The sequence below is a fragment of the Acidimicrobiia bacterium genome (assembly GCA_035948415.1).
In the GTDB taxonomy this organism is placed as follows: domain Bacteria; phylum Actinomycetota; class Acidimicrobiia; order IMCC26256; family PALSA-555; genus PALSA-555.
The window spans coordinates 1-12130 of sequence record DASZJD010000053.1 but is presented as its reverse complement, the minus strand read 5'-3'; the positions used below and the strand labels follow the sequence as shown (position 1 = coordinate 12130).

Below are 12130 nucleotides of genomic sequence, written 5' to 3'. Positions count from 1 at the left end.
GCCGTCGTCACCGACGACCAGCACCACGCGCTCGCCCTTCTCGTTCTCGGCCAGCCGGATCACGCCGGACGTCTCGGCCAGCGTCGCCGCTCCCTTCGGGGTGCGGGCCTCGAAGAGCTCGACGACGCGGGGCAGGCCGTGCGTGATGTCCTCGCCGGCGACGCCGCCGGTGTGGAACGTCCGCATCGTGAGCTGCGTGCCCGGCTCGCCGATCGACTGCGCCGCGATGATGCCGATCGCCTCGCCGAGGTCGACCAGCTTCCCGGTCGCGAGCATGGTGCCGTAGCAATGCGAGCACACGCCGCCGATCGAGTCGCACGTCAGCACCGAGCGGACCCGCACCCGGGTCAGACCCGGGTCGGCGGCCAGGCGGGCGAGCTCGTCCTCGCGGACCTCGGTGTTGCGGGCCATCGTGCCGTCCGCGAGCTGGACGTCCTCGGCCAGGCAGCGGCCGAGCAGCTCCGTCTCGAGCTCTCGCCGCGGCCGACCGTCGGCCTCGGTGGTCACCTGCTCCACCCAGATACCGCGGCCGGTGTCGCAGTCGTCCTCCCGGACGATCAGCTCCTGGGCCACGTCGACGAGCCGGCGGGTGAGGTAGCCGGAGTCGGCGGTGCGCAGCGCGGTGTCGGCGAGCCCCTTGCGGGCCCCGTGCGTGGAGATGAAGTACTCGAGGACGGACAGGCCCTCGCGGAAGTTCGACTTGATCGGGCGGGGGATGATCTCGCCCCGCGGGTTGGCCACCAGGCCTCGCATGCCGGCGATCTGGCGCACCTGCATCACGTTCCCGCGGGCGCCCGAGCCGACCATCATGTCGACGGGGTTGAACTTCTCGGCCGACAGCTCGGCCTCCATCGCCCGCCGGACCTCGTCCGTGGCCTCGGTCCAGATCTCGACCTCCTTCTGGCGACGCTCGTCGTCGGTCAGGATCCCGCGGTCGTACTGCTGCTCCACCTTCTCGGCCTCGCTCTCGAAGCGCTCGAGCAGCGACGCCTTCTGGCGCGGCGTCTTGACGTCGGCGATCGAGATGGTGAGACCGGCCCGGGTCGCGAACTCGAACCCGAGGTCCTTCAGGTTGTCGAGCGTCCGAGCGACCTCGGCCCGCGAGTAGCGGTCGACGACCTCACCGATGATCTCCGTGAGGTCCCGCTTCTTCAGGGCCCGGTCGACGAACGGGAAGTCGGGCGGGAGAGCGTCGTTCAGCAGGAGGCGGCCCAGGGTGGTCTCCACGAGGACGGTGCCGTCGCCGTTCGATCCCGAGCGGCGCAGGACCGGCGAGTCCGGGCTCCGCCGCTCGTCCCGCTCCGGGAACCGGTCCTCGGGGAACTTGGCCGCCGGCATCCGGACCTTGATCCGGGCGTGCAGCGACAGGCTCTCGGCGTCGGCGTCGGCCGGCGAGCCCGGGAGGAGCCGCTGGTCGTAGGCGAGCACGGCCTCGTTGAGGCCGGAGAAGACGCGGCCCTGGCCGGCGCCGTCGTCGACCACCTCGCTCAGGTAGTAGGCGCCGATGATCATGTCCTGGCTCGGCACGGCGATCGGGCGTCCGTGGGCGGGCGACAGGATGTTGTGGGCCGAGAGCATGAGGATCCGCGCCTCGGCCTGCGCCTCGGACGAGAGGGGCAGGTGGACCGCCATCTGGTCGCCGTCGAAGTCGGCGTTGAACGCGGCGCACACGAGCGGGTGAATCTGGATGGCCTTGCCCTCGACGAGCACCGGCTCGAAGGCCTGGATGCCGAGGCGGTGCAGCGTCGGGGCCCGGTTCAGGAGCACCGGGTGCTCCTTGATGACCTCCTCGAGCACGTCCCAGACCTGGGGCCGGGCCCGCTCGACCATGCGCTTGGCCGACTTGATGTTCTGGGCGTACTCGAGGTCGACGAGGCGCTTCATCACGAAGGGCTTGAAGAGCTCGAGGGCCATCTGCTTCGGCAGACCGCACTGCTGGAGGTTGAGCTGCGGGCCCACGACGATCACCGACCGGCCCGAGTAGTAGACCCGCTTGCCGAGCAGGTTCTGGCGGAACCGACCCTGCTTGCCCTTCAGCATGTCGGACAGCGACTTCAGGGCGCGGTTGCCCGGCCCGGTGACGGGACGACCGCGGCGGCCGTTGTCGAACAGCGCGTCGACCGCCTCCTGGAGCATCCGCTTCTCGTTGTTGATGATGATCTCGGGCGCACCGAGGTCGAGGAGGCGCTTCAGGCGGTTGTTGCGGTTGATGACCCGCCGGTAGAGGTCGTTGAGGTCCGAGGTCGCGAAGCGGCCGCCGTCGAGCTGGACCATCGGGCGCAGGTCGGGCGGGATGACCGGGACCGCGTCGAGGACCATGCCGTTCGGGGAGTTGATCGTGCGTCCGTCGCCGTCGGTGCGGTTGAACGCCGAGATGACCTTCAGCCGCTTGATCGCCTTCGCCTTGCGCTGGCCCTTGGCGGTGGCGATGACCTCCTTCAGGCTCTGCTCCTCCTCGCGGAGGTCGAGGCGCGAGATCAGCTCCTTCACGGCCTCGGCGCCCATCCCGCCGGTGAAGTACTCCTGGTAGCGGTCGATGAGCTCCCGCCACACCCGCTCGTCGTCGACGAGCTGCTTGGGGGCGAGCTTGGCGAAGGTGGTCCACACCGTCTTCAGGTGGTCGACCTCGGCCTCGCCGCGGGCCCGGAGCTCCTCAACGTCCTTGTCGTGCGCCTTCTGGAGGCGCTCGACGTCCGCCTTGCGGGGGGTGGCGCCGCCCTCCTCGAGCCGCGCGACCTCCTGCTCGAACTCCTCGAGCCGCTGTCGGAGCCGCAGCTCGAGCTCCTTCTCGACGTCGGCGATCTCGGCTCGGATGTCGGCCTCGAGCTCAGCCTGGTCCTTGTGGCGCTTCTCCTCGTCGACCCAGGTGATGAGGTGGGCAGCGAAGTAGATGACCTTCTCGAGGCTCTTGGGGGCGATGTCGAGGAGGTACCCGAGGCGGCTCGGGACGCCCTTGAAGTACCAGATGTGGGTGACCGGCGCCGCGAGCTCGATGTGGCCCATGCGCTCGCGTCGCACCTTCGACCGGGTCACCTCGACGCCGCAACGCTCGCAGATGATCCCCTTGAACCGGACGCGCTTGTACTTCCCGCAGTAGCACTCCCAGTCCTTCGTGGGACCGAAGATCTTCTCGCAGAAGAGCCCGTCCTTCTCGGGCTTCAGCGTCCGGTAGTTGATCGTCTCGGGCTTCTTGACCTCGCCGTTCGACCACATGCGGATCTGGTCCGCGGTGGCGAGGGCGATGCTCAGCTTGGCGCTCTCGTTGACGTCGTGCACTCGGTTCCCTCTTCTGTCCTCGCCTGCTGTCTTGGTCAGTACCGCGCGGCCTCGCGCTCCCGGGCCGCGTCCTCCTCGTCGGTGCCGCGCTCGGGCCGGCTCAGGTCGATGCCGAGCGATTCGGTGGTGCGGAAGGCGTCCTCGTCGAGCTCGCGGATCTCGACCTCTTCACCGAGCTCGTTCATGACCCGCACGTTCAGGCACAGGGCCTGCATCTCCTTGATCAGCACCTTGAAGCTCTCGGGGATGCCGGGCTCGGGGATGTTCTCGCCCTTCACGATCGCCTCGTAGACCTTCACGCGCCCGAGGACGTCGTCCGACTTGATGGTGAGGATCTCCTGGAGCGCGTACGCGGCGCCGTAGGCCTCGAGCGCCCAGACCTCCATCTCCCCGAAGCGCTGGCCGCCGAACTGCGCCTTCCCGCCGAGCGGCTGCTGGGTGATCATCGAGTACGGGCCGGTCGAGCGGGCGTGGATCTTGTCGTCGACCAGGTGGGCGAGCTTCAGGATGTACACGTAGCCGACCGTCACCGGGCGGTCGTACGGCTCACCGGTGTGCCCGTCGTAGAGGAGGGCCTTCCCGTCGGTGCCGACGAGGCGGCTGCCGTTCTCGCCGTCGGCGTGCATGCGCTCGAACAGCGCCTCGATCGTGCCCTGGGGCCCGGACTGCTCGGCCTCGTCCCAGTGGGCGCCGTCGAAGACCGGGCTGCTCACCCACACCGCCGGCTCGGTGACGGGCTTGGTCTTGTGATCGCTGCGCGGCGCGTGTCGCTGGCCGTCCCAGCCGTGGCGCGCCGCGTAGCCGAGGTGCGCCTCGAGGACCTGGCCCACGTTCATGCGGGACGGGACGCCGAGGGGGTTGAGGATGATGTCGACCGGCGTCCCGTCGGACAGGTACGGCATGTCCTCGATCGGGAGGATCTTGGCGATCACGCCCTTGTTGCCGTGCCGGCCGGCGAGCTTGTCGCCCTCGCTGATCTTGCGCTTCTGGGCCACGTAGACCCGGACCAGCTGGTTCACGCCCGGGGGCAGCTCGTCGCCATCCTCCCGGGAGAACTTGCGGACGCCGATCACCTTGCCGGTCTCTCCGTGCGGCACCTTCAGCGAGGTGTCGCGCACCTCGCGGGCCTTCTCGCCGAAGATGGCGCGGAGGAGCCGCTCCTCTGGCGTCAGCTCGGTCTCGCCCTTCGGGGTGACCTTGCCGACGAGGATGTCCCCCGGCCCCACCTCGGCGCCCACCCGGACGATGCCTTCCTCGTCGAGGTCCTTGAGGATGTCCTCTGAGAGGTTCGGGATGTCGCGCGTGATCTCCTCGGCGCCGAGCTTGGTGTCGCGGGCGTCGATCTCGTGCTCCTCGATGTGGATCGACGTCAGCACGTCGTCGCGCACGAGCCGCTCGGAGATGACGATCGCGTCCTCGAAGTTCAGTCCCTTCCAGGACATGAACGCGACGAGCAGGTTCTTGCCGAGCGCGAGCTCGCCGTCGTGGGTGGACGGCCCGTCGGCCAGCACGTCGTGCTCCTTGACCGCGTCCCCGGGGCTGACGGCCGGCTTCTGGTTGATGCACGTGCCCTGGTTCGACCGGCGGAACTTGGCGAGCCGGTAGGTGGTGCGCCCGCGGCGCGACCCGCCGTCGTAGTCGACGGTGATCGAGTCGCCGGTGACGTCCAGGACGCGGCCCGGACCCTGGGCCAGGATCAGGTCGCCGGCGTCGCGAGCGGCGCGGTCCTCCACCCCGGTCCCGATGTAGGGGGCGGTCGGTCGGAGCACGGGCACCGCCTGGCGCTGCATGTTGGCCCCCATGAGGGCCCGGTTGGCGTCGTCGTGCTCGAGGAACGGGATGAGCGACGTGGCCACCGAGACGATCTGCTTCGGCGACACGTCCATGTAGTCGACCTCGCGCGGGTCGACGTAGGCGAGCTCGCCGCGCTTGGCGCGCACCAGGACCCGCTCGTCGAGGAACCGGCCGCCGCCGTCGAGCCGGGCGTTGGCTTGCGCGATGACGTACCGGTCCTCGTCGTCGGCGGCGAGATACTGGATCTGGTCCGTCGCGCGGCCGTTGGAGATCTTGCGGTAGGGCGTCTCGATGAACCCGAACCGGTTGATCCGCGCGTACGTCGACAGGTACCCGATCAGACCGATGTTGGGGCCTTCGGGCGTCTCGATCGGACACATGCGGCCGTAGTGGCTCGGGTGGACGTCGCGCACCTCGAAGCCGGCGCGCTCACGGGACAGACCACCCGGGCCCAGGGCCGAGAGGCGCCGCTTGTGGGTCAGGCCCGCGAGGGGGTTGGTCTGGTCCATGAACTGCGACAGCTGGCTCGACCCGAAGAACTCCTTGATGGCGGCGACGACCGGGCGGATGTTGATGAGCGTCTGGGGGGTGATGGCCTCCACGTCCTGGGTGGTCATCCGCTCCCGCACGACCCGCTCCATCCGCGAGAGCCCCACCCGGACCTGGTTCTGGATGAGCTCCCCGACCGAGCGGACCCGGCGGTTGCCGAAGTGGTCGATGTCGTCCGGGTAGTACTCGGGGTCGTTGTTGTGGAGCTTCACGAGGTACGACACCGTGGCCAGCACGTCGGCGCGTGTGAGCTGGAAGTCGACCGGCCCCACCTCCGGGTCGGCGTTCGGCACGGTCAGCTCGTAGCGCTGGAGGGGCAACTTGCCGTACTCGTCGCGGAGCTTCTTCGAGACCTTGTGCCGGCCGACCTTCGCCATGTCGTAGCGCTTCGGGTTGAAGAAGAGGTTCTCGAGCAGCTGGCGGGCGGAATCCGGGGTGGGGGGCTCGCCGGGCCGCAGCTTGCGGTAGATGTCGATGAACGCGGCTTCGGCGTCCTCGGTGTTGTCCTTGTCGAGCGTGTTGAGGATCGACTGGTACGGCTGGCCGCTGGGGTCGAGGACCAGCGAGGCGAGGTCGTCGGGCGACTCGCCGAAGCCGAGCGCCTTCAGGAGCACGGTGACGGGCTGCTTGCGCTTCCGGTCGATTCGGACGTAGCAGATGTCCTTCTTGTCGACCTCGAACTCCAGCCAGGCGCCTCGGCCGGGGATGATCTTGGCGTCGACGACGTCCTTCTCGGGCTGGGTCTTGTCCGGGGTGATCCCGAAGTAGACGCCGGGCGACCGGACGAGCTGGGACACGACGATCCGCTCGGTGCCGTTGATGATGAAGGTGCCGCGGTCGGTCATCATCGGGAAGTCCCCGAGGAAGACGGTCTGCTCCTTGATCTCGCCGGTCGTGGAGTTCATGAACCGGGCGGTGACGAACAGCGGCCGGGCGTAGGTCATGTCCTTGTCGCGGCACTCCTCCTCGGAGTGCTTCGGCGGGTCGAAGACGTGGTCGGCCAGCTCGAGCTTCAGGGTGCCGGTGAAGTCCTCGATGGGGGAGATGTCGGCCAGGACCTCGGCGATGCCCTCCTCGACGAACCACTGGAACGACTGGCGCTGCACGGCGATGAGGTCGGGCAGCTCCAGGACCTGGGGGAGCCGGGAGAACGAGAGGCGGTCGCGGGACGCGAGGCGAGGCAAGGCCACTCCTTAGAGAGCGAGGCGCGCGCGGGCAGCGGGCAGAGCGGTCAGCAGTAGCTCGAGCGGGCAGACACGGCTAGCCAGATCCTACTCGCCGGCGGATCTGGCTGCAAACACACACCAGTGACCAGGCCCCAACGGGGCCTGCTCGTTGTTGGCCGCGACCCTAGAACGCAGCCCCCGGCGGGTCAAGGGTTGGGCGACCCCCCGCTGGGGCCTACTTCAGCTCGACCGAGGCGCCCGCCCCCTCGAGCTGGGCCTTCGCCTTCTCGGCGTCCTCCTTCGAGGCCTTCTCCAGGACCGGCTTCGGGGCGTTGTCCACCAGGTCCTTGGCCTCCTTCAGCCCGAGGCTGGTGAGGGTCCGGACCTCCTTGATGACCTGGATCTTCTTGTCGCCGGCGGCCGTGAGCACGACGTCGAACTCGTCCTGCTCCTCGGCGGCGGGGGCCTCGGCGGCGGGGCCGGGGCCGGCGGCCACGGCGACGGGCGCCGCCGCGGTGACGCCGAACTCCTCCTCGAAGGCGTGGAGGAACTCGTTGAGCTCGAGGACGGTCATGGTCTTGAACACGTCCAGGAGCTCCTGGGTGGTCATCGTGGGCACGTCAGCTCTCCTCTGGTTCGTGGTCCTGGGCGCCGGCGGGCGGCGCCTCGGTTGGCTCGTGGTCCTGGGCGCCGGGGGGCGGCGCCTCGGTCTCCGGTGCGGGCGGGGGCCCGGCGGGGGCGTCGACGGCCTCGCCGCCCTCGACCCGCTGATCGATGTAGGCCCGCAGCCCGTAGGCGAGGTTGCGGGTGAAGGCCTGGAACAGCCCCGCGGCGCGGGCGAGCGGGGCCTGGAAGCCGCCCGCGAGCCGGGTCAGGAGGACCTCTCGAGGTTCGATCTCCGCGAGCGAGCGCATCTCGGCGCCCGACAGGACCCGCGGGCCAAGCAGGCCGCCCTTGATGACGAGCGCCGGGTTGGTGCGGCCGAAGTCGCGCAGCGCCTTCGCCGCCACGACGGCGTCGCCGTGAACGAACGCGATGGCGACCGGACCCTCGAGGAAGGGCAAGAGCCCCGGGACCTCGGCGGCCTCGGCCGCCCGGCGGGCGAGGGTGTTCTTAAACACCTTGTACTCGGTGCCGGCGGGACGCAGCGTGGCACGCAGCTGCGCGAGGGCGGAGACGCTCAGACCGCGGTACTCGGTGAGCACGGCGGCGTCGGCGCCGCGGATCTTGTCGCGGACCTCCTCGACGACCGCGATCTTGTCGGTTCTCGCCATCTGCGACTCGCACGAAAAACGGGGTGCCGCCGACTCCGGGATCGGAGCCCGAGGCACCCCACGTGCGAGGTCACCTCGTCCGGCGGGCCGGGGCCCATTACCTCCCGCCGACAGGCGGGAGACCGGAGGTCTGCGGCAACGAACTGCTGGCGTCGAGCAGGTTACTAGCCGCTCCGACTCTTCTGCGATTCCGGTTCGACCTTGACGCCGGGGCCCATCGTCGAGGCCGCCGACACCGACTTCATGTAGCGGCCCTTCGAGGCGGCCGGCTTGGCGCGAACGAGCTCGTCGTGCACGGCGTTGAAGTTGGTCACGAGGGCGTCGGTGTCGAAGCTCACCTTGCCGATGGGCACGTGCACGTTGCCGTGCCGGTCGGTGCGGTACTCGACCTTCCCGGCCTTGAACTCGGCGACGGCCTTGGCGACGTCGGCGGCGACCGTGCCGGTCTTGGGGTTCGGCATCAGGCCCCGAGGTCCGAGGATGCGACCGAGCTTGCCGACCTTGCCCATCATGTCGGGCGGCGCGATGGCGACGTCGAAGTCGAGGAAGCCCCCCTCGACCCGGGCGATGAGGTCGTCGCCGCCGACGATGTCGGCGCCGGCGGCCTCGGCCTCCCGAGCCGCGTCCCCGGCCGCGAAGACGGCCACGCGGACCGCCTTGCCGGTCCCGTTCGGCAGCGAGACGGTGCCGCGCACCATCTGGTCGGCCTTGCGGGGATCGACGCCGAGTCGAAAGGCCACCTCGACGGTCTCGTCGAACTTGGCCGGGGCCAGCGACTTCACGAGCTCGATGGCCTCGCCGGGCGGCAGCGGCCGCTCCGGGTCGTAGCGCTGCGTGGCGTCGGCGTAGGCCTTCCCGTGCTTGGTCATGCGTCCTCCTCGGACTCCCTCAGGGGTCGAGACGGCTCAGCGGCGAGGTCCTCCGCCGGCCGGTGGTGCGGGTGACTTAGTCGACGACCTCGAGTCCCATCGAGCGGGCGGTCCCGGCCACCTGGGCCATGGCGTCGTCCAGGTCGGCCGTGTTCAGGTCCGGCAGCTTCGTCTGGGCGATCCGCCGGAGCTGATCCCTCGTGACCCGGCCGACCTTCTCGAGCCGCGGATTCGGCGACCCCTTCTCGACGCCGGCGGCTTGGCGCAGGAGGAACGGGGTGGGAGGGGTCTTGAGGATGAAGGTGAACGAGCGGTCCTCGAAGATCGAGATCTCGGCCGGGATGATCTGGCCGCGTTGGTTCTCGGTGGCGGCGTTGTAGGCCTTGCAGAAGTCCATGATGTTGATCCCGTGCGGACCGAGCGCGGTCCCGACCGGGGGAGCCGGCGTGGCCTGGCCGGCCGGGATCTGGATCTTGACGACAGCGGCGAGCCGCTTCTTGGCCACGGGTGTGCTCCTTGCGTTCGCTGCGAGGCCGGCGGTGGGTCGTCAGAGCTTGGCGACCTGACCGAACTCCAGCTCGACTGGCGTCTCGCGCCCGAAGATGTTGACGAGCACCTTGAGCTTGGAGCGGTCGACGTCGATCTCGGAGATGGCGCCGTTGAAGTCGGCGAACGGCCCGGTGACGACGCGGACCTGCTCCCCCTCCTCGAACTCGACTCGGGGGCGGACCTTCTTCTCGGCGGTCGGCCCCTCGGGCTTGGCGACGCCCAGGATGTCCTCCACCTCTTTGCGCGAGAGCGCGGTGGGCTTCTCGCCGCGCCCGCTCGGGCCGACGAAGCCGGTGACGTTCGGGGTGTCGCGCACGACCCGCCAGGACCCGTCGTTCATGAGCATCCGGACCAAGACGTAGCCGGGGAAGACCTTCTTCGGCACGACCCGACGCTGCCCACCCTTGAACTCGATGACGTCCTCCATCGGGATGACGACCTCGAAGATCTGGTCCTCGGCGTGCTGGGAGCGAATCCGCTGCTCGAGGTTCTGCTTCACCTTGTTCTCGTACCCGGCGTAGGTGTGGACGACGAACCAGTGGCCCGGCCGGTCGTAGGGGCTGGGGGGCGGGGGCTCGGTGTCGGGCCCGGCGGGCTCCTCGACGACGTCGACGAGCTCCGCTGAGGCCTCAAGGCCGGCGGTCGGCTCGGTCGGCTCCGCGGCGGGGGCCGCGCCCGGCTCGGCCGGCGGCCCGGCCGGCTCGGTCGCGGGCGCGCCGGCGTCGTCGGCCGGGCGCAGGAACGCGGGGAGGCCGTCGGCCTCTTCGCTCGTCTCGGTGTCGGGGCTCGGCATCGGTCAGCCGAAGAGGAAGAGGACGAACTTCGAGGACACGTAGTCGAACCCGAAGATCAGGGAGGTCATGACGACGACGCAGATCAGCACCACGATCGTGGAGTTCACGACCTCGTGGCGGTTCGGCCAGTTCACCTTCCGGAGCTCGGAGCGAACCTCGGCCAGGTAGGTGCGGGGGGTGACCCGCTCGCGCGGCGCGCCCGCCTGCTGGGCCTGCGGACGAGGTCGGCGCTGCTCCGGCGGACGCGGCCGGTCGGCGCCTTGCCGCTGCATCAGGCGCTTGGTCTGTCGGTTCACACGAACCGCCTCCGTCGAGCGTGCAGGGTGCGGGGGCAGGGCAGGAGGGACTCGAACCCCCAACCGCCGGTTTTGGAGACCGGTGCTCTGCCAGTTGAGCTACTGCCCTCCGGCGTCGGGGGGCCGGGATCGCAGGATAGCAGCGGCCCTGCGCCGGTCGACTGGCGTGTCAGTGGGCGACGACGGTGCGCCGGCGGGCCCGGTGGACGAGGACGGCGACGGCGGTCGCACCGGCGGCGGTCAGCGCGCCGCCGATCGCTCCCGCGTAGGCGAGCCGGCGGCCGGTCAGGAGGGAGCGGATGGCCCGACGCTCGCTCGCCTCCTCGATCGCGGCGAGCGTGGCCGTGAGCAGGCCGGGGGCCGGCTCGAGGAACTGGGTGCGCAGCAGCTGGAGGCTGCGGAGCATGCGCCGGTACCGGGCGAGCTCGGCCTGGCACCGCAGGCACGACTCGATGTGCTCCTGGACCGCGGGCCCGACCGGCCGGTTGGCGTCGACCGCCTCCGGGAGCAGGAGCGCGATCTCGTCACACCGCACGCTCGGACCTCCAGGGCTGGGCCTGGTCGTAGAGCAGGTCGCGCAGGCGCTTGCGCCCACGGTGGAGTCGCACCTTGGCTGCGGCCACCGAGATCCCGGTCTCGTGAGCGATCGCATCGTGCGAGAGCCCGTACACGTCCTTCAGGACCACCACCTCGCGCAGCCCGTCGGGCAGGCGCTCGAGCGCGTCGGCCACCTCCCGGAGCCCGGCGCTCGACTCGGCCACGGTCTCGGGCAGCGCGTCCGAGCCCACCTCGATCGGCTCCGGGGCGTCCTCGAGGCTGGCGGTTCGGTGGCGCCGTCGCCGCTGGACGTGGGTGAAGGCGGCGTTGGCGGTGACGCGGTACAGCCAGGTCGAGAACTGGGCGTCGCCACGGAAGCGGCGCAGGCCCTTCCAGGCCCGGAGATACGCCTCCTGGACCACGTCGCGTGCATCCTCCTCGTGATTGGTGAGGCGGAAGGCCAGCGTGTAGGCGTCGACGTAGGTGCGTCGCACGAGCTCGTCGAACGCCTCTCGGTCACCGTCCCGAGCGGCGTCGACGAGCTCAGCCAGCTCGTCGCGCTCACCAGCGTGTTCGTGTGTGTGCTCGCGTTGATCCATGAGACTCCGGGGCAGCCTGCTTGGTTACCTGCCGGTAGCCCAAACCGGGGCCGGATCCGCCCGTGGGGTGGGGGTCGCCGGCCGGGCTGGGGGCCCACCGGCGGCCGCGTGCGACGGCCCCTAGCGGGTCTCCCGGTGGAGCGTGTGCCGCCGGTCCCAGCGGCAGTACTTCTTCATCTCGATCCGCTCCCGGTCGTTGGTCCGGTTCTTGACCGTGATGTAGTTGCGCCGCTTGCAGACCTCGCAAGCCAGGGTCACCTTGACCCGCTTGTCACTGGCCATCGTTCGAGCTCCTCTACGTGGTGATGTTGGCGACGCGGCCGGCGCCGACGGTGCGGCCGCCTTCTCGGATGGCGAAGCGGAGCCCTTCTTCCATGGCGATCGGCGCGATGAGCTCGACGGTCATCTCGGTGTTGTCGCCGGGCAT

General features: G+C 70.0%; 12 protein-coding genes and 1 tRNA gene. All 13 read right to left on the bottom strand.

Annotation, left to right across the window (positions count from 1 at the left end):
• Positions 1-3276: DNA-directed RNA polymerase subunit beta' (locus tag VG869_07105; GenBank protein HEV3450955.1), on the bottom strand; the 3276-nt coding region annotated here is incomplete at its 3' end.
• Between the two features lie 35 nt (positions 3277-3311).
• Entirely contained in the window at positions 3312-6809 is a 3498-nt protein-coding gene (rpoB, locus tag VG869_07100; GenBank protein HEV3450954.1) for a DNA-directed RNA polymerase subunit beta, read from the bottom strand.
• Between the two features lie 211 nt (positions 6810-7020).
• Positions 7021-7404, bottom strand: a complete 384-nt coding sequence (gene rplL / locus VG869_07095; GenBank protein ID HEV3450953.1) for a 50S ribosomal protein L7/L12 — start codon at positions 7402-7404, stop codon at positions 7021-7023.
• A 1-nt stretch (position 7405) separates the two neighbouring features.
• On the bottom strand, positions 7406-8059 hold the full coding sequence (gene rplJ / locus VG869_07090) for a 50S ribosomal protein L10 (GenBank protein ID HEV3450952.1): 654 nt from the start codon (positions 8057-8059) through the stop codon (positions 7406-7408).
• A gap of 164 nt (positions 8060-8223) precedes the next feature.
• A complete protein-coding gene (gene rplA / locus VG869_07085) occupies positions 8224-8928 on the bottom strand; it encodes a 50S ribosomal protein L1 (protein HEV3450951.1) in 705 nt (234 codons plus the stop codon).
• A gap of 76 nt (positions 8929-9004) precedes the next feature.
• Positions 9005-9433 carry a 50S ribosomal protein L11 gene (rplK, locus tag VG869_07080; GenBank protein ID HEV3450950.1) on the bottom strand — a complete coding sequence of 143 codons (429 nt, stop codon included), beginning with the start codon at positions 9431-9433 and terminating at the stop codon, positions 9005-9007.
• 42 nt (positions 9434-9475) lie between these two features.
• Positions 9476-10270 carry a transcription termination/antitermination protein NusG gene (nusG, locus tag VG869_07075; protein ID HEV3450949.1) on the bottom strand — a complete coding sequence of 265 codons (795 nt, stop codon included), beginning with the start codon at positions 10268-10270 and terminating at the stop codon, positions 9476-9478.
• Positions 10271-10273: 3 nt separating this feature from the next.
• Complete coding sequence (secE, locus tag VG869_07070; GenBank protein HEV3450948.1) at positions 10274-10567, bottom strand: preprotein translocase subunit SecE; 294 nt, start codon at positions 10565-10567, stop codon at positions 10274-10276.
• 36 nt (positions 10568-10603) lie between these two features.
• A tRNA-Trp gene (locus VG869_07065) sits at positions 10604-10676 on the bottom strand.
• Positions 10677-10736: 60 nt separating this feature from the next.
• Positions 10737-11102, bottom strand: a complete 366-nt coding sequence (locus VG869_07060; GenBank protein HEV3450947.1) for a hypothetical protein — start codon at positions 11100-11102, stop codon at positions 10737-10739.
• The gene (locus tag VG869_07055; GenBank protein ID HEV3450946.1) at positions 11092-11703 is read right to left on the bottom strand and encodes a sigma-70 family RNA polymerase sigma factor; all 612 of its coding nucleotides are present in this window, start codon (positions 11701-11703) and stop codon (positions 11092-11094) included. The genes VG869_07060 and VG869_07055 overlap by 11 nt, the downstream gene beginning before the upstream one ends.
• Positions 11704-11823: 120 nt before the next feature.
• Positions 11824-11985, bottom strand: a complete 162-nt coding sequence (gene rpmG, locus VG869_07050) for a 50S ribosomal protein L33 (protein HEV3450945.1) — start codon at positions 11983-11985, stop codon at positions 11824-11826.
• A gap of 13 nt (positions 11986-11998) precedes the next feature.
• The coding region (gene tuf, locus VG869_07045; GenBank protein ID HEV3450944.1) for an elongation factor Tu at positions 11999-12130 on the bottom strand (132 nt) is incomplete at its 5' end.

Bases quoted from the DNA above. Each gene is read 5' to 3' on its own strand.
- VG869_07055 (HEV3450946.1), bottom strand. From the start codon at position 11,703: ATGGATCAACGCGAGCACACACACGAACACGCTGGTGAGCGCGACGAG.
- rpmG (HEV3450945.1), bottom strand. From the start codon at position 11,985: ATGGCCAGTGACAAGCGGGTCAAGGTGACCCTGGCTTGCGAGGTCTGC.
- rplJ (HEV3450952.1), bottom strand. From the start codon at position 8,059: ATGGCGAGAACCGACAAGATCGCGGTCGTCGAGGAGGTCCGCGACAAG.
- rplA (HEV3450951.1), bottom strand. From the start codon at position 8,928: ATGACCAAGCACGGGAAGGCCTACGCCGACGCCACGCAGCGCTACGAC.
- nusG (HEV3450949.1), bottom strand. From the start codon at position 10,270: ATGCCGAGCCCCGACACCGAGACGAGCGAAGAGGCCGACGGCCTCCCC.